Source organism: Methanocaldococcus jannaschii DSM 2661 (genome assembly GCF_000091665.1).
Classification (GTDB): Archaea; AGJL01; Methanococci; order Methanococcales; family Methanocaldococcaceae; genus Methanocaldococcus; species Methanocaldococcus jannaschii.
Genome location: NC_000909.1, coordinates 1,299,882 through 1,316,788, shown reverse-complemented (window position 1 = coordinate 1,316,788; position 16,907 = coordinate 1,299,882). Strand labels below are relative to the sequence as shown.

16 protein-coding genes and 1 tRNA gene are annotated in these 16,907 nt (G+C 31.0%); 10 read left to right on the top strand and 7 right to left on the bottom strand.

What is annotated here, in order from left to right:
• Nucleotides 1-12: 12 nt before the first annotated feature.
• Complete coding sequence (locus MJ_RS07310; protein WP_209320027.1) at nt 13-867, top strand: ribose-phosphate diphosphokinase; 855 nt, start codon at nt 13-15, stop codon at nt 865-867.
• Nucleotides 868-887: 20 nt separating this feature from the next.
• On the opposite strand, the gene MJ_RS07305 is transcribed toward MJ_RS07310, so the two are convergent.
• The 3 genes from MJ_RS07305 to MJ_RS07295 all read right to left on the bottom strand — a co-directional run bounded on the left by MJ_RS07305 (nt 888) and on the right by MJ_RS07295 (nt 3,624).
• Nucleotides 888-2,081, bottom strand: coding sequence for a TraB family protein (locus MJ_RS07305; protein ID WP_010870882.1), 1,194 nt, complete (start codon nt 2,079-2,081; stop codon nt 888-890).
• Between the two features lie 90 nt (nt 2,082-2,171).
• Complete coding sequence (gene truD, locus MJ_RS07300; protein ID WP_010870881.1) at nt 2,172-3,440, bottom strand: tRNA pseudouridine(13) synthase TruD; 1,269 nt, start codon at nt 3,438-3,440, stop codon at nt 2,172-2,174.
• Nucleotides 3,441-3,539: 99 nt separating this feature from the next.
• Nucleotides 3,540-3,624, bottom strand: a tRNA-Ser gene (locus tag MJ_RS07295).
• 383 nt (nt 3,625-4,007) lie between these two features.
• Between MJ_RS07295 and MJ_RS07290 the strand changes: the two genes are divergently transcribed.
• Nucleotides 4,008-4,454: an NADH-quinone oxidoreductase subunit B family protein gene (locus MJ_RS07290; protein ID WP_064496810.1), complete on the top strand. Its 447-nt coding sequence runs from the start codon at nt 4,008-4,010 to the stop codon at nt 4,452-4,454.
• Nucleotides 4,455-4,522: 68 nt separating this feature from the next.
• Entirely contained in the window at nt 4,523-5,491 is a 969-nt protein-coding gene (locus MJ_RS07285) for a respiratory chain complex I subunit 1 family protein (RefSeq protein WP_010870879.1), read from the top strand.
• Between the two features lie 69 nt (nt 5,492-5,560).
• Here the strand turns inward: MJ_RS07285 and MJ_RS07280 are convergent, their stop codons facing one another.
• The gene (locus tag MJ_RS07280) at nt 5,561-6,439 is read right to left on the bottom strand and encodes a coenzyme F420-0:L-glutamate ligase (RefSeq protein ID WP_010870878.1); all 879 of its coding nucleotides are present in this window, start codon (nt 6,437-6,439) and stop codon (nt 5,561-5,563) included.
• 117 nt (nt 6,440-6,556) lie between these two features.
• Here MJ_RS07280 and MJ_RS07275 point away from each other — a divergent pair, with 117 nt between their 5' ends.
• The 4 genes from MJ_RS07275 to MJ_RS07260 all read left to right on the top strand — a co-directional run bounded on the left by MJ_RS07275 (nt 6,557) and on the right by MJ_RS07260 (nt 9,501).
• Entirely contained in the window at nt 6,557-6,844 is a 288-nt protein-coding gene (locus tag MJ_RS07275; protein ID WP_064496809.1) for a hypothetical protein, read from the top strand.
• A 60-nt stretch (nt 6,845-6,904) separates the two neighbouring features.
• Nucleotides 6,905-7,633, top strand: a complete 729-nt coding sequence (locus tag MJ_RS07270; RefSeq protein WP_010870876.1) for a KaiC domain-containing protein — start codon at nt 6,905-6,907, stop codon at nt 7,631-7,633.
• Nucleotides 7,634-7,846: 213 nt separating this feature from the next.
• Nucleotides 7,847-8,149 (top strand): hypothetical protein, encoded by a 303-nt coding sequence (locus tag MJ_RS07265; RefSeq protein ID WP_244409400.1) that lies wholly within the window; start codon nt 7,847-7,849, stop codon nt 8,147-8,149.
• A 320-nt stretch (nt 8,150-8,469) separates the two neighbouring features.
• Complete coding sequence (locus MJ_RS07260; protein ID WP_010870874.1) at nt 8,470-9,501, top strand: potassium channel family protein; 1,032 nt, start codon at nt 8,470-8,472, stop codon at nt 9,499-9,501.
• Here the strand turns inward: MJ_RS07260 and MJ_RS07255 are convergent.
• The 3 genes from MJ_RS07255 to MJ_RS07245 all read right to left on the bottom strand — a co-directional run bounded on the left by MJ_RS07255 (nt 9,496) and on the right by MJ_RS07245 (nt 12,456).
• On the bottom strand, nt 9,496-10,065 hold the full coding sequence (locus MJ_RS07255) for a protoglobin domain-containing protein (protein ID WP_010870873.1): 570 nt from the start codon (nt 10,063-10,065) through the stop codon (nt 9,496-9,498). The two genes, MJ_RS07260 and MJ_RS07255, sit on opposite strands and share 6 nt — an antisense overlap.
• 194 nt (nt 10,066-10,259) lie before the next feature.
• Nucleotides 10,260-11,975 (bottom strand): DUF505 domain-containing protein, encoded by a 1,716-nt coding sequence (locus tag MJ_RS07250; protein ID WP_010870872.1) that lies wholly within the window; start codon nt 11,973-11,975, stop codon nt 10,260-10,262.
• Nucleotides 11,976-12,018: 43 nt separating this feature from the next.
• The gene (locus tag MJ_RS07245; protein WP_010870871.1) at nt 12,019-12,456 is read right to left on the bottom strand and encodes a hypothetical protein; all 438 of its coding nucleotides are present in this window, start codon (nt 12,454-12,456) and stop codon (nt 12,019-12,021) included.
• 302 nt (nt 12,457-12,758) lie between these two features.
• Here MJ_RS07245 and fdhF point away from each other — a divergent pair, with 302 nt between their 5' ends.
• The 3 genes from fdhF to MJ_RS07225 all read left to right on the top strand — a co-directional run bounded on the left by fdhF (nt 12,759) and on the right by MJ_RS07225 (nt 16,865).
• Nucleotides 12,759-14,780, top strand: coding sequence for a formate dehydrogenase subunit alpha (gene fdhF, locus MJ_RS07235; RefSeq protein WP_083774551.1), 2,022 nt, complete (start codon nt 12,759-12,761; stop codon nt 14,778-14,780).
• A gap of 57 nt (nt 14,781-14,837) precedes the next feature.
• Nucleotides 14,838-15,599 (top strand): NAD(+) synthase, encoded by a 762-nt coding sequence (nadE, locus tag MJ_RS07230; RefSeq protein WP_064496806.1) that lies wholly within the window; start codon nt 14,838-14,840, stop codon nt 15,597-15,599.
• Nucleotides 15,600-15,776: 177 nt separating this feature from the next.
• Entirely contained in the window at nt 15,777-16,865 is a 1,089-nt protein-coding gene (locus MJ_RS07225) for a class II glutamine amidotransferase (RefSeq protein WP_064496805.1), read from the top strand.
• Nucleotides 16,866-16,907 lie beyond the last annotated feature (42 nt).

Genomic DNA, 16,907 nt, shown 5'->3' with positions numbered 1-16,907 from the left:
TTTGGTGATAAGATGATTGTAGTATCAGGAAGTCAATCCCAAAATTTGGCTTTTAAGGTAGCTAAGCTTTTAAACACAAAATTAACAAGAGTAGAGTATAAAAGATTCCCAGACAACGAGATTTATGTTAGAATAGTTGATGAAATCAACGACGATGAGGCAGTTATAATAAACACACAAAAAAATCAAAATGATGCAATTGTAGAGACAATTTTGCTGTGTGATGCTTTAAGGGATGAAGGAGTTAAAAAAATAACCTTAGTTGCTCCATACTTAGCTTATGCAAGGCAAGATAAAAAATTCAATCCTGGAGAGGCAATAAGCATTAGAGCTTTAGCAAAAATCTACTCAAATATTGTTGATAAACTCATTACAATAAATCCACACGAAACACACATAAAGGATTTCTTCACAATCCCATTTATTTATGGAGATGCAGTTCCAAAGTTGGCAGAGTATGTTAAAGATAAATTAAACGACCCAATAGTTTTAGCTCCAGATAAAGGAGCTTTAGAATTTGCTAAAACTGCATCTAAAATCCTAAATGCAGAATACGACTACTTAGAAAAAACAAGACTCTCTCCAACAGAAATCCAAATAGCTCCAAAGACATTGGATGCTAAAGATAGGGATGTGTTTATTGTTGATGATATCATCTCTACAGGAGGAACAATGGCTACAGCTGTTAAGTTATTAAAAGAGCAGGGAGCTAAAAAAATAATTGCTGCATGTGTGCATCCTGTTTTAATTGGAGATGCATTAAATAAGCTCTATTCAGCTGGAGTTGAGGAAGTTGTAGGGACTGATACATATTTATCAGAGGTTAGTAAGGTTAGTGTTGCAGAGGTTATTGTTGATTTATTATAATTTTTAAAATTTTTAATTTTTTATCCTAAAAACCCAATAAACTTTCCTAAGCAATAAAATACACCAATAGATGCCCCTAAATTTGAGAGAGTGGCAACTAACAAGACTCTAAATAAATTGTTGTTTAAGAGCTCTTTAATTGATTCAGCATTTATTATTCCCACTAAATCTTTATCTGTTATCTCTCTATACTTTAACTCTACAAGTCCAGCTATCGTCCCCACAGCCGCTAATGGTAATGGGACGAGAGTAGTTATAGGGGCTGATAGAAAGGCAACTAATGCAGTTATCAACTTCCCTCTTGCCAATAAAACTCCCAAGGCAGATAAGCCCCCAGTAAATAATATCCATTGAAAAGTAATCATCTTTAATAATTCTGGATTATTTAGGGCGTAACATATCATATACAAAAAGATGCTAATTATAGTCAATGAAATACCATATGTTAAAAGCTTTTTTAATGATTTTTTTCTCTTTTTTACCTTTATTAATTCCATTAAATCAATATCATTTCCATTTTCAAGCTTTTTTAAATATCTTACAATTCCCTCAACATGTCCCGCTCCAACTACTGCCACCAAAGAATTTTTATTCTTACTCAATTCAAATAACCTTTTAGCCATGAATCTATCTCTTTCATCTACTAAGACCTCATATATTGTTGGAGATATCTCCTTTAGCAATTTAATAAATTTTTCAGGATTTTTAACCATATCGTTTAATAAATCATCATCTAATTCCAAATCTTCCTCATCAGAATTTAATAGCTCCCAAAAAATCTTCATTTTTTCTTTAAATGTCATTCTATCCATTAATCTTGATAAAGTGATATCTATATCCCTATCAATTAGATATATTGGCAATCCATATTTGCTTGCTATTTCTATAGCTTTTTTCATCTCACTACCTGGCTTTATTCCAAAACTCTCCCCTATCTTCTTTTGAGAATTAGCTAAAATTAAATATATGAAAAATTTTAAAAAATTCCCTTCCTTTAATACTTTTTTTAAATCCACTTTTTTCTCTTCATTTGTAATTAATGAGAAAAATCTTCTATCATCAAGCTCTACTGCAATTCCTTCTGGAGAGACAGATGATATAATTTTTTCTACTTCTTCAATACTATCCTTTGAAACATGAGCAGTTCCAATTAAATAGATATCACATTCATTAACTCCATTAAATACTCTAACATGTCTCAAAATAATCACCATCTATTTGTAAAAAGTGTCGTTGATATTTTTGTAGAAATTATTATTAAATTGTGCCTTTAAATATTTAACACTAACTATTAATTGTTTAATTTATCTTTTTCTTTTTTTAGTTTTTACACCTAAGAAAGCCCTTTTTATTATAATTGTTGCATAACTTCCTTTTTCCAATTCATAGCTTAAAGTTATTTTATATTTTCCTTTATTCAATTCATCCTCTTCAAACTCTCCAATTTTTAAGTTTTTAGGGATTGAAAGAATCTTTCTTTCACTGTATATGAACTTCCCTAACTCTCCTATATTATTTAGCTCTTCCATAGTAAGGCCTTCTCTCTTTAAGATTTCTTCAATAATTTCTTTTTCTTCTCCACTATATTCAATGTCTGGAGCTATTGTTGGAAATTTTTTATCTTTCAATATATTAAACACTTCCTCATCCATTTTTTTATAGAACATAAGGGTTCCACATTCATATTCATAATAAACCCTATCTTCTTCTGGAACATATTTTCTTAATAACTCTTTTACACACTCATTCCATAGATAGCTTTGATAAGCAGCAACAAAAATTTTCTTCAGCCTATCATCAACATAACTTAAAGCTTTTTTATAATCATTGCTTTTTTTAAGCTCTTTAACCATATTCACATATAATCTTGACTTTATATTATTTTCCTTAATATACTCCCAAATTTTATCCCAATCTCCCCAGTTTTTATCTATAAATCTCTTTAAATCTTTTATTAATTTCTTTTCAGATTTTTTATATTTCGTTAGCAATATTTTCACAGCTTCTTCATAATTGCCTTTTATAACTTCTTTGGCAATGAATTTTTTATCAAAAACGCTTCCAAATCTCTGACTATCAAAATAATTTGGAGCTCCAAATTCTAAGTATTTTAAATTTTCTTTTATTTTTGGGATGTCTTCTTTTTTTAAACCCCTAACTGTTATTGTGAATCTATTTCCCTCTAAATCTCCCAACAATAGAAATTTTGATTCTCCGATTAACTCTAATTTTAAATTTGGTTCATCTAAGCTTAATTTTCCATATTTTTTTGGTATAGATATATATTGAGTAGTTAAAGCATGCCTATCTTTTAATCCACAGTATCCAATATCCTTCAATGGAATTTTAAATTTTTTTGCAATATAAGAGAATGCTTTCAAACTCTCTATATTTCTCTTTGTTAATTTATAAAGGTAGCATCTATCTCCAGCTATTTTATTAAAATCAATAATTTCTTCAACGATAAAATCCTCTGGCTTCATTCTAAGTTTCATAAAAGCACCCCAACAATATAAACTTCTATTATTAAACTTAAATTTAAAAAAAGACTCTTTGGTTGAAATATTTTTCATAAAAAGACTTGAAAATTCACAGGAATTAGTTCCACAGAAAAAATAACCTAAAGGAATTTTTAACTTTCTTGGGTAATTTTTTAACTCTAAAATAGATGACGCGGGGGCCGGGACTTGAACCCGGGCTGGGCGTTGCCCAATGGGATTAGCAGTCCCACGCCGTACCAGGCTGGGCCACCCCCGCAATAAAAGCAAACACTAATTGGGTATAAGGTATATATATAGTTTTCGTTTTTACAATACAAGATATAGAAAATTAAAAACTATTTCGAACCCTAAAACATACAAAATAAAAACAAACTCATAAATTCTCTTAAAAATAAAACTTTAAAATTGAAAAATTAGTAATACTTTTTATTAATTTTCCAATACCAAAATCAAACAACCTACTTATAATCTTAAAAATCCGAAAGATTTCTAAAACCTGTTCGCTATGCTCACAAGAAGCAAGAAATTAAATTAAAAAATCTATTATGCATATTAAAATTCTCAATAAAGCATAATCTATTTATATTTTATACATCACTATTTGTCATTAATGATAATGATAAATTACTGGTGACAGTGATGATTAAAAAAATCGCAAGGAAGAAGTGTATTCATGTAATGCTTGTTTATACTGGTGGATGTAACGCTTGTGATATTGAAGTTGTTAATGCTATATTCTCTCCATTTTATGATGCTGAGCAGTATAATGTTTTTTTAACATTTAATCCAAGAGAGGCAGATATTTTAGTTGTTACTGGTTGTGTTACTAAAGTTGTTGCAGAATCATTAAGAAAAATTTATGAGAAGATTCCAGAACCAAAGGCAGTTGTTGCTGTAGGAGCTTGCGCATTGATGGGAGGAGTTTATAAAAACATTGGAGGAGATTTAGGAACTTCAGATTTTGTTGCAGGACCTGTTGAAAACATTATTCCAGTTGATGTTAAAGTGCCTGGCTGTGCCCCAAGACCAGAGGATATTATTGCTGGGATAGTTAAAGCTCTACCTAAGGTTATCGAAGGAAAATGAGGTTTTTATAAAATTTTATGAGTGAGAATGATTTATGTTTGTAAAATTTCTTTAGTGAGGGATAGGTTATGATTGATGAGCTAATATCCATAATTGGCATTCCGGCTTTAGCATTTGCAATCTCTACATATATTCCGGGAATTCAGAGAAAGATAGAGGCAAGGATACAACAAAGAATAGGGCCGAGTATATTAGCCCCAGGATTTTGGGCATTTTTTAAGTTTTTATTTAAAGAGACAAAAGCTCCTGATGCAAATTTGCCAAAACTATATAATTTGCTGCCTTTGTTGTCTATAGTTGTGTTGTGGGCATTGTTGTCTATAACATCATTAACATCCTTCCATATATTATCTAACGAGATTGGTATTGTTGGATTGCTGAAGTTGGAGGAGATGATGTATGTTATATTAGGTTCTTTAGCATTTTCAATTATGGGCTGGAAAATGCCGTTTATAGATGAATGCAAAGGCACACCGTTTATAAAAACTTTAAAGCTTTCATTGGAGCAGTTAGGAGCTGTAAGAAGCTTTAAAATGATAACTATAGGTTCATTTCCATTTTATTTAGCAACATTTTTGCCATTTGTTCAAAAGAAGAGTATATTCTTAAAAGATATTGTTGGAGAACCATTTTTATTCTCATTGGCTGGGATATTTGGAGCTGCGTGTTATTTCATTGGATATGTGATAATGATTAAAGAATATCCATTCTCAATAACTCACACAAAGGCAGATGTTATTGAAGGTCCTACAATGGAATTAATTGCAAAATATAGAGCTTTATATTTAGCAAGTAAGGAACTTTTGTTAATAGCTTTAGGAAGTTTATTTGCAACTCTATACTTAGGAATAGCTCCAGATATAGAGAATCCTATAACAATAGTTGAAAACTTTGCTATAGCTTTGATATTCCCTATATTGGCCACATTTGTTAGGGCATTTTCGCCAGTACTTTTATTTAAACAGATATATCCTATCTCCTATGTGGCAACACTAATTGGTGTTATTGGCTTTATATTTGCATTGCTTGGATGGTAAAGTATTTCAGAAAATATCTAATGAGTTATGAGAAAATGCTTAAAACAGCAATAATAATTATTTTAAAAATTATCTTTGAGATTCTGGTTTATACTCTTCCTTAATTTTAACAACTACTACTGGAGTATGCTCCAATTTTTCCAAAATCTCTTCAGTTATAACATAGGTGTTGTATTTTTCTAAAACTTCATTAATGTTTTTTATTGTTTTATGCACTCTATCACAAATAAAAGCTATCCTTGTAAGCTCACCAATAGAATACTTTTTATATACCTCATTTCCAGCTATTGCTAATGGTGTGCATCCAGCAAATCCACCAATCTTTAAAACATCTGCCAACCTTCCAAGAATGAAACCAAAAACTCCAATACCACTTATTATTCCATCAATTGCATAGGGAAGAGCGGTAAAATAGAAATTCAAAACTCTATAAGTAGCATCAGTATCGGCAACCATAACAACAACATCAACACCTAATTCTTTTTTTATCTCTTTATATAACTCCTCAGCCCATTTTTTTGGATTTTTTGGGAGAGGACAGGCATAAGTCCCAGGGACGTTTGTTAAATCAACTCCTCCTTCAGCATAAGGTTTTAAGGCATATCTTAATCCAACTATTTCTATAATTGTCTGTTTATGCTTTAAAGTCTCTTCCTTTGGCATTCTTCTCAAATTTTTTATTTTATCTTCTTTAACTTTCAATAACTTTCCAAGCACATAGCCCCAAAGATATTTAGACCAATAATAGCAGAGATAAGCTAAAACTCCTGGTTTAAATTTACTCTCATCAATAAAATTTCCCTCAGCAGTTGAAACCATCTTTTCACTTAATACTACAAAATCTCCATCCTCTAATTTAATTCCACTATTTTTTATTGCTTCAACAACAATTGGGATAAAATTTTCTCCCCTTTTTATGTATCTTGTTTTGATGGGATAAGCTCTCATATTCTCACATGTTAAAGTGTATCACCGTAGCAATATTGAATAGGATATTTATAAATATGGCTAATTAATAAATTATTATTTTGTTAGATAAAATCAAATTTAATTATGTGGGGGAGTATGCCAAGAAGGAAAATAGACAAATTGTATGTAAAAATCTATTTCGAAGGTAATGCAATAGAAGGTGAATATGATTTTGACGCAGTTACACACTTAAAAAATGGCATATTAAAATACCTATGGACTGGAAAAAAAGACCCAATAATAATTTGGAATATGGATAATAAGTCATTTACCATTATTGACCCATCAAAGATATGTGCTGTAGAGGTACAGGGTTCATTAATGTTCTTAGATGACATCCCTGAAAAGAAATTGGAAATGAAGTCATTTAGTGAGAGAGATTAGCTTCCTTACTTAATTAATAATTAAAAATAATTAAAAACAATAACTACTAAAGGTGAAAACATGAAAAGAGTAAAAACTGGAATTCCTGGGATGGATGAAATCTTACACGGTGGAATACCTGAAAGGAATGTTGTTCTATTATCTGGAGGGCCTGGAACTGGAAAATCCATATTCTGTCAGCAATTTTTATACAAGGGGGTTGTTGATTACAATGAACCAAGTATTTTAGTAGCTTTGGAGGAACATCCTGTTCAAATTAGAGAGAATATGAGACAGTTTGGATGGGATATTAGAAAGTTAGAGGAAGAGGGAAAATTTGCTATAATCGATGCCTTTACATACGGAATAGGAAGTGCTGCAAAAAGAGAAAAATACGTTGTAAATGACCCAAATGATGAGAGAGAGTTAATAGACGTTTTAAAAACTGCTATAAATGATATTGGAGCTAAGAGGATAGGAATTGATTCAGTCACTACCCTATACATAAACAAGCCAATGCTGGCAAGAAGAACTGTCTTTTTATTAAAAAGAGTCATCTCTGGTTTAGGATGTACTGCTATCTTCACTTCTCAAATATCCGTTGGAGAAAGAGGATTTGGAGGACCAGGAGTTGAGCATGCAGTTGATGGGATTATAAGATTAGATTTGGATGAAATTGATGGAGAGTTGAAGAGGAGTTTAATCGTATGGAAGATGAGGGGAACAAGCCATTCATTAAAGAGGCATCCATTTGACATAACCAATGAGGGAATAATTGTATATCCAGATAAGGTATTGAAGCTTAGATAAAATTTTAAGGGAGAGGATGGAGTCATTTATCTTAATTTTATCTTAATTTTATTATTTTTGGGAGTAGTGTTTGCTTTTGGATTTTATTTGATATTCATAAAGCTTACTGGATTAAAATTGATGGATTATTTTCCAAGATTTAAAGAGAATAGACTAAAAATGATTTTTAGTATTTTAAGTGTGATTCTTGCCTTTCTCATAAATTGGTTGATTATGAAAAATTTTAGTTTTTTGATTGAGATAATTCATCCAATTGCATCAGTCTGGATATTTATTATATTGATATATTTATTATTAAGATTCTTATTCCTTAAAAGAGTCCCATTATCAAATTATGAAAAGAAATTCATGGGAAATATGTCTGCAATAGCCATATTTCTTGAACTTTTAAAAATTATCGAATATGTGGATGAGCATAATATTGCCTCTCCAATAACAGTTGCTTTAGTGTTTTTTATCCCAGTTGTTGTTTTTTTTAATTGCAAGTATTTTTATGAAATGGAGTTGTCAAGTTAGCGATTTCATCCAGTTGTAGAACATCATGAAGCTTTTTATCCAACTAACAACCATTAGGTTTTGTAAATACAGCAAAAAGGTTATATCCTATTAGTTGTTATCTATAAAATATGGCAAAATAGGGGGGCTGGTAGTTATGGAGATAAACAACTTTTACATCGGCTTTATTGGATTAGCAGTATTTATTTTTGCTATTACTATTATGTTCTATATTTGGGCTTTTAAGTTTGATAAAAAGTATTTGGCTAAGGAGTAGTAGAACCATCTTTTTTAATCCTTAAAACCAAAAATTAATAATTAAAAGATTATCATGTGAAACCATGGAGACGTCAAAGAAGTTAGTTATTGTTGCAGTTCTCTCAATAACATTAATTTTAACTTATGCCTATTTAATAAGCATAATTGAGGGGGTTGATTATTTCACAGCTCTATATTTCAGTGTTATTACAATAACAACCACAGGTTATGGAGATTTTACTCCAAAAACATTTTTGGGGAGGACATTAACTGTAGTTTACCTATGTGTTGGTGTGGGAATAGTGATGTATCTCTTCAGCTTAATAGCGGAGTTCATTGTTGAGGGGAAGTTTGAAGAGTTTGTGAGGTTGAAAAAGATGAAAAATAAGATTAAAACTTTAAAAGACCATTATATTATCTGTGGATATGGAAGATTAGGGAAGGTTGTGGGGGAGAAGTTTATTGAAGAGAATATCCCATTTATTGCTATAGATATTAATGAAGATGTCCTAAAGGAAGAGTATGAAAAATACCCAGATAAGTTTTTATACATTGTGGGGGATGCTAAAAAGGAGGAAGTATTGAAAAAAGCAAAAATTGATAAGGCAAAGGGATTAATTGCTACTCTTCCTTCTGATGCAGATAATGTGTTTTTAACCTTAACAGCAAGAGAATTAAATCCAAACATTTTAATTACTGCTAAAGCAGATGAGAAGGAAGCCATAAGAAAATTAAAAATAGCTGGGGCTAATAGAGTAGTGTCTCCGTATTTAATTGGCGGATTAAGAATGGCTGAGGTCTCTGTTAGACCAGGGATTTTGGACTTTTTGAGCACATTTATTAAGATAGCTAAAGATGAATATGAGGAAGATATTGAGTTGAGAAAGTTTGTCATTGAAAAAGATTCTGAATTAGCATATAAAAGTTTAAAAGATGCGAATATTAGAGGAAAAACTGGGGCTACAATCTTAGGTATTCGAAGAGAAAAGGAGTTTTGTATAAATCCTTATCCAGAGTTTATTCTAAAACCTGGTGATGTAATATATGCATTTGGAACTGAAGAAAACTTAAAATATTTGGAAAATCTTGTTAAAAAGAAAAAGAAAAAGTTATAATCCCATCTTTTTTATTCCCAATTTAACGGCATTCTTTTTTAGGTTTTGGTTTATCCCAATATAATCTAAAACCTTGCTCTCAAAGTTCATGTATGCAGCAACATTTAACAATATAACCCTCTTCAATAAATCGTCTAAAATATCAACAATCTCCTGGGCATCTTCTTTTAATTCCTCTTTTAATTTATTTTTCAATCTGTCTTCAATTTTAATAATTATTGCAGTTAAATACTCTGGTAGGAAATCTTTCTCTACGTATTTAATTCCTCTTTTTACAATTTCTTTATAAAATTCATTTAAATCACTATCATTGGATATTTCAAATAAACCCTTTATCCAATTTTTAAAATCTTCCTCAAGTTCCTTTCTTTTACTCTCATCAAATAATGTCTTTGTTTTTTCATATGAGAAGATATCATTAAATACCTCTTCAACCACTTCGTCTATTGTCTTACTAATTAAGTCCTTATATTGTGTCAATTTAGAAAAATCCTTCTCTTCAGATGCAAAGTGATGCATATTTTCAATAATTTCGTTGTATATTCCATCGAATGTTACGTTCATTACTACCCCCTCCTCTATGTTAATTTTTAATTTGAATTATGGGTATATACAAATATAGTGTTATTTTATTGTTTAATATTATTACTTATTTAGTTTAGTCTGGAGTTTTTTAAATAAAAAATTAAGAATAATAAGTTTCTATTTAACTGCATCTACTAAAAATATGATTTAGAAATGGTATAAATACTTATTGGTTATTGGTAGAAGTTTAGATAAGCTTCTACCAATTTAACTCCAGCGTCTGTTAATCCCTTCTTCCCTATGAATCCAACATTCTTTAATATAACCAAGTTCTTTTTAATCTCCTCTGGGGTTAAAGATAGATACTTAGCTAACAATACAATTTCATTTTCTTTATGTTCTTTACCCTCACTCTTCTCTTTCCAAACTTTATCAAACTCTTCTTTATGGTCATAGATGGTTTTTAATATGTTGAATGTTGTTGGAGTTACAGCAAACTTTGTTGCCAACAATTCTTGGATTTTCGCCATTTCTATAGCTGTTTTAACCTCTTCCCCTAATTCTGTTAATTTAATCATCTTGTTTTGCAACTCTTTAATGAATCCTTTGGATTCTGCCTCACCTAAAGATTTAATGATTTCTTTCTCATCTCCACCAACATGACCTTGGATTAACTTAACTAATTCATCTCTGTGGATATATCTCTTTCTTGGAATCTTAATTAGAGTTGAGATATCATATTTTGTTAAGTATGGCTTTCTTTTAATTGTTTTTGATAATTTTATTAAGTATTTTCCTTTTTCTGTTATTCCTCTTTTTACAGTTCCTTCTTCTTTACCTTTAATTACCCATTCAGCAATTGGCACATCTCCACTTTCTGGATAGGTTATAGCTTTCATTCCATCTGTTGATACCTCTCCTAAATCTTTAACCTTCTCTCCAAACTCTGTCATCCAATATGTGTCTTTATTTTTAACAACTTCTCTCTTTATTAACTCTTTTGATTCTAAGGTGTGTAATACAGCCCCTAAGTCATCAATATTTGTTCTCTTTTTAATTTCATCGTAAGTTGGTATAATTTCAGGGTTTGTTTCATACTTTTCCTTTATTTCTTCAATTGCCTTTAAAACCTTAATCTCATCCTCTAAGACATAGATTGGGAGGGTTTTCTCCTCAACCTTACCCATCTCTTTATAAGTGTCCATCATTGCTTGTCCTAATTCAGTAACTTTTCCTTCAGCATAGAAACCGCTTTCTGTCATCTCTTCAGTAGTTTCTCCTCTCTCCAAAATTTCAAAGTCCTCTTTTCTCAATATTAAAGCCCTACTTAAGTTTGGAACTAATGAAGCTACTTTTAAAACATAGTTCAATGCCTTTGTTGTAGAAAATGCCTTTCCACTTTCTGTTTTTGGTGAAATTAAAAGCAATCTCATAGCTTGGAGTGCATTAATTATGTTATCTCCATATTCTTTAGTGTTTTTGTAAGTTATTAGCTCATCATAAACTCCAATCTTTGGCATATCTTTTATAAATGCCAATAATTCAGGAGTTAGATAAACAACTGGATGTGTCTCTCTATATATCTTTAAAATCTCTTTTCCAATCTCTGTTAAACCATTTTCATCTGCTAAGAATCTCTCTTTTAACATTAACATCCAGTCCTCTGGAACATTTCCAGTTTCCTCCAACAATTCCATAATTTTAATAATCTCAGAATCTACAAATATATCTGGAATCTTTTCTAAATCAATTTTATCAACAATCTCCATCAATTTTTTACCAGCTTCAGTGAATATTATCTTATCTCCTTTTAATTCAGCAAATCCTAATATAAACAGCTCTAAAGCTCTTGTTTTAAACTCTTCTGGTAGAGCTTTTTCTATCTCGTTCTGCATTTCTGTCTCTTTCATCTTTTTTAATATTTCCAAGTGTCTCTTTTTTAGGAACACGATATCACCTCATCACTATTTATTATTATTTTTGTATTTATTTTTATTGTGTTGTAAGTTCTTCAATAAATGCTTTATTGAATTCTTTTATTGCTCTAAATCTAAGAATCCACAACATTATCATAAAAACTGTTGCTCCAAAGAATGTAACCCATACAAGCAGGCTAAGATTTGGCACCAAATATAACGTTAAAGTTACTAAGAACAAAATTGAATATCCAACATCAATTACATACCTGTATTTTTCCATCTCAAAGAGAAATATAGAAGTTAGTGTGAATGTTGTTATTTTCTCTAAGGTATTTGTTAAATGACTTTTATTTATTATTTTATTTTCAAGTTCTTTCACATCTTCCCCTTTTTCATAGGCTTTGCTAATCTTTCTTATTATTTCATATCCTATAAGAATATGGCCTCCAATCCCTAAAAATACTAAAAAACCCATGGCTGAGAGAATTCCAAGTATTATTCCTACATCCATTATTTTCCCCTATCATATTTTGTTCTAATATTGCTAATTTATATTCATTTTTTACTAATTAAAGTTCTCACTTTTTTATGTCTATGAAGTTCTATAAAAACTTTTCTATAATCAATTAATTTAAATATGTTTAGAAATTTATAAACATAAAAATTAAAAAATAGGATAAAAATTTACAGTTTTTAAACTGATATAGCACCCGCCACCCTGCGAACCCAATATAAATAATACAAGGGAGCAGGTGGCGAAAAAAGACCCGAAGCATGCACAAAAATAAAAATTTAAAAGAATTAGGTGAAACCATGGAATTTAAGATTGTAAATACTATCTGCCCTTATTGTGGAGTAGGTTGTGGTTTGGGGTTGGTAGTTAAAGATGGCAGAGTCATAGGTATTCATCCTAACAAAAGACATCCAATAAATGAAGGAAAGTTATGTGCTAAAGGAAATTATTGCTATCAGTTTATACACAGTAAGGATAGATTAACAAAACCATTGATAAAAAAAGAAAGTGGTTTTGTTGAAACTACATGGAATAAAGCTTTAGAAGTAATTGCAGAAAATTTAAAGACCTATAAGGATGAGATTGGCTTTTTTTCATCTGCAAGATGCACTAACGAAGATAACTACATTTTACAAAAATTTGCAAGGGTTGCTTTAAAGACAAACAATATTGACCATTGTGCAAGGTTGTGACATTCAGCAACTGTTACTGGAATGAGTGCATGCTTCGGGTCCGGTGCTATGACAAACAGCATAGAGGATATTGAATTAGCAGATTGTATATTGATAATTGGCTCAAACACCTTTGAACAACACCCATTAATCGCAAGAAGAATAATGAGAGCCAAAGATAAAGGAGCAAAAATAATAGTTATAGACCCAAGAAGAACAATAACTGCAAAAAACTCTGATATATATCTACAAATAATTCCTGGAACTAATGTTGCCTTAATAAACGCCATGATTAATGTAATTATAAAAGAAAATTTGATAGATAAAGAATTCATAAAAAATAGAACAGAAGGCTTTGAGAAATTAAAAGAAATTATTAAAAAATATACACCAGAATATGCATCAAAAATATGCGGAGTTGATAAAGAACTGATAATTGAGAGTGCTAAAATTTATGGAAATGCTGAAAGGGCATCTATCATATACTGCATGGGAGTAACACAATTTACACACGGTGTTGATGCTGTCAAGGCATTGTGTAATTTAGCCATGATAACCGGAAATATTGGTAAAGAAGGAACTGGGGTTAATCCATTAAGGGGGCAGAATAACGTTCAAGGAGCTTGTGATATGGGAGCTTTGCCAAATGTATTTCCTGGGTATCAAAAGGTTGAAGATGGCTATAAATTATTTGAAGAGTATTGGAAAACTGACTTGAATCCAAATTCTGGTTTAACAATACCAGAGATGATAGATGAATCTGGAAAAAATATTAAATTCCTATACATAATGGGAGAAAATCCAATAGTATCAGACCCGGATGTTAAGCATGTTGAAAAGGCATTAAAAAGCTTAGATTTTTTAGTAGTTCAAGATATATTCTTAACTGAAACTGCAAAATTGGCAGATGTTGTTCTTCCAGCTGCATGTTGGGCAGAGAAGGATGGAACTTTTACAAACACTGAAAGGAGAGTTCAATTAATAAGAAAAGCTGTAAATCCACCTGGAGAGGCTTTAGAGGATTGGATAATAATCAAAAAATTAGCTGAAAAACTTGGTTATGGAGATAAATTTAACTACAATAAGGTAGAGGATATATTTAACGAGATTAGAAAAGTTACGCCTCAATATAGAGGCATAACCTACAAAAGATTAAAAATTGATGGCATTCATTGGCCTTGTTTAGATGAAAATCATTCAGGAACAAAAATCTTACATAAAGATAAGTTTTTAACAGATAACGGTAGAGGAAAGATATTCCCAGTTGAGTATAGAGAAGTTGCAGAACTACCAGATAAAGATTATCCTTTCATTCTAACAACTGGAAGAATAATATTCCACTACCATACTGGAACCATGACAAGACGATGCAAAAATTTAGTTGAAGAGATTAATGAACCATTTATTGAAATAAATCCAGATGATGCCAAATCATTAAAAATTGAGAATGGTGATTTAGTTAAGGTGATTTCAAGGAGAGGAGAGATAACTGCCAAAGCAAGAATAACTGAAGACATTAAAAAAGGAGTTGTATTTATGCCATTCCACTTCGTTGAGGCAAATCCTAACGTATTAACCAATACTGCGTTAGATGAGTTGTGTAAAATTCCAGAGCTTAAGGTGTGTGCTGTAAAGATTGAACGAATTTAATTTATAGAATTGTTTATATAATAGGAATCATATTTCCTAATGTTATGGGGTGAGAGTATGGAAGAGATAGTTAATAAGATTACAAAATTTATCAGGGAGAAGGTTGAAGAAGCCAATGCCAATGGAGTTGTTGTTGGATTAAGTGGGGGTATTGATTCTTCTGTTACAGCTTATTTATGTGTTAAGGCACTTGGAAAAGATAAAGTTCTCGGCTTAATAATGCCAGAGAAGAATACAAATCCAAAAGATGTTGAACATGCAAAGATGGTTGCTGAGAATTTAGGAATAAAGTATATTATCTCAGATATAACAGATATCTTAAAGGCATTTGGTGCTGGAGGTTATGTCCCAACGAGAGAGTTTGATAAGATAGCGGATGGAAATTTAAAGGCAAGGATTAGGATGTGCATCCTCTATTACTTTGCAAATAAATATAATTTATTAGTTGCTGGAACTTCCAATAAATCTGAGATTTATGTTGGATATGGAACAAAACATGGAGACATTGCTTGTGATATAAGACCAATAGGCAATTTATTTAAAACAGAGGTTAAAAAACTTGCTAAATATATTGGTGTTCCAAAGGAAATTATTGAAAAACCACCATCAGCAGGGCTTTGGGAAGGACAGACAGATGAAGAGGAGCTTGACATTAAGTATGAAACTTTAGATACGATATTAAAGCTTTATGAGAAGGGCAAAACTCCAGAGGAGATTCATAAAGAGACAAACATTCCATTGGAAACTATTAACTATGTGTTTGATTTAATTAAAAAGAATGAGCATAAGAGAACTTTACCTCCAACACCAGAGATTTAATTTTTAATTTTAGTTTAAATATTTTATTTTAGTTATTCTATTTTAAAATTAAATTATTTTATATATTGTAATATTCCAAATCATAAGTCTCAGACCATAATTATTTAAATATAACTTCAACCAATATTTAGAAAACCCAAAAAACTATCTCTTTTATATCTCTACGGAGGGTTGTTCATGTGTGGTATTATCGGTTTTATGAGTAGAAAAAAAAGAATGATAAAAGGGGATAAGATAGCGTTAGCGTTAGATAGTCTAAAAGAGAGAGGTAATGGGAAGGGTTCTGGTTATGTAGGTTATGGAATATATCCAACAAAGTATAAAGATTGCTATGCATTCCACATTTTAATTGACAACACACCAAAGTTTGAGAAAATAAAGGTAGAGGTTGAGAATGTCTTAGAGCAGTATGGGACAATAGTTAAAGATGAGGAAATACCAACAGAAGATGGCATTATAGAAAAAACACAAATTCCTTGGAGATACTTTTATGAAGTTGATGAAAAATTTGCTGATAGAGAGGAAGATGTTGTCGTAGATATAGTTATGGAGATTAATGACAAAATAGATGGAGCTTTTGTCATTTCAAGTGGTAAGGATTTAGGTGTTTTTAAGGCAGTAGGATGGCCTGATGAGGTTGCTAAATTCTATAGAATAGATAAATATGAAGGTTATATGTGGTTAGCACATGCAAGATATCCAACAAACACAAGAGCATGGTGGGGAGGAGCTCACCCATTCAATTTATTAAATTGGAGTGTAGTGCATAATGGAGAGATAACAAGCTATGGAACAAACAAAAGATTTGTTGAAATGTTTGGTTATAAGTGTAGATTATTAACCGATACTGAAGTTGTTGCCTATATATTAGATTTATTGATGAGAAAACACAAAATCCCTGTTGAGTATGCCTTATCTGCTTTAGCACCAAGATTTTGGGATGAAATAGATAAGATGCCAGAGGAAGAGAGAGAGTTACATACAGCAATAAGATTGGCTTATGGAGGAGCTATGCTAAATGGTCCTTTCGCAATAGCAGTTGGAACTCCTCAAGGTTTAATCTTTATGAATGGAGATATTGAGAAAGACACAACAATGTTTGGTTTAACAGATAGAATTAAGTTAAGACCATTAATTGCAGCTGAAAAGGATGATATGATATTTATTTCAAGTGAAGAATCTGCTATAAGAAGAATCTGCCCTGACTTAGATAGAGTTTGGATGCCTGACGCTGGAATGCCTGTTATAGCAAGACCTTGGAAATAAACAAAGATTAAAAGATTAAAAATAAAAACATGAGGAAGTGAA

Coding starts and splice junctions, on each gene's coding strand:
- MJ_RS07280 (WP_010870878.1), bottom strand. CDS start 6,439: ATGAGAGCTTATCCCATCAAAACAAGATACATAAAAAGGGGAGAAAAT.
- truD (WP_010870881.1), bottom strand. CDS start 3,440: ATGAAAAATATTTCAACCAAAGAGTCTTTTTTTAAATTTAAGTTTAAT.
- MJ_RS07310 (WP_209320027.1), top strand. CDS start 13: ATGATTGTAGTATCAGGAAGTCAATCCCAAAATTTGGCTTTTAAGGTA.
- MJ_RS07305 (WP_010870882.1), bottom strand. CDS start 2,081: ATGGTGATTATTTTGAGACATGTTAGAGTATTTAATGGAGTTAATGAA.
- MJ_RS07285 (WP_010870879.1), top strand. CDS start 4,523: ATGATTGATGAGCTAATATCCATAATTGGCATTCCGGCTTTAGCATTT.
- MJ_RS07270 (WP_010870876.1), top strand. CDS start 6,905: ATGAAAAGAGTAAAAACTGGAATTCCTGGGATGGATGAAATCTTACAC.
- MJ_RS07260 (WP_010870874.1), top strand. CDS start 8,470: ATGGAGACGTCAAAGAAGTTAGTTATTGTTGCAGTTCTCTCAATAACA.
- MJ_RS07245 (WP_010870871.1), bottom strand. CDS start 12,456: ATGGATGTAGGAATAATACTTGGAATTCTCTCAGCCATGGGTTTTTTA.
- MJ_RS07265 (WP_244409400.1), top strand. CDS start 7,847: ATGAAAAATTTTAGTTTTTTGATTGAGATAATTCATCCAATTGCATCA.
- MJ_RS07255 (WP_010870873.1), bottom strand. CDS start 10,065: ATGAACGTAACATTCGATGGAATATACAACGAAATTATTGAAAATATG.
- MJ_RS07225 (WP_064496805.1), top strand. CDS start 15,777: ATGTGTGGTATTATCGGTTTTATGAGTAGAAAAAAAAGAATGATAAAA.
- nadE (WP_064496806.1), top strand. CDS start 14,838: ATGGAAGAGATAGTTAATAAGATTACAAAATTTATCAGGGAGAAGGTT.
- MJ_RS07275 (WP_064496809.1), top strand. CDS start 6,557: ATGCCAAGAAGGAAAATAGACAAATTGTATGTAAAAATCTATTTCGAA.
- MJ_RS07290 (WP_064496810.1), top strand. CDS start 4,008: ATGATTAAAAAAATCGCAAGGAAGAAGTGTATTCATGTAATGCTTGTT.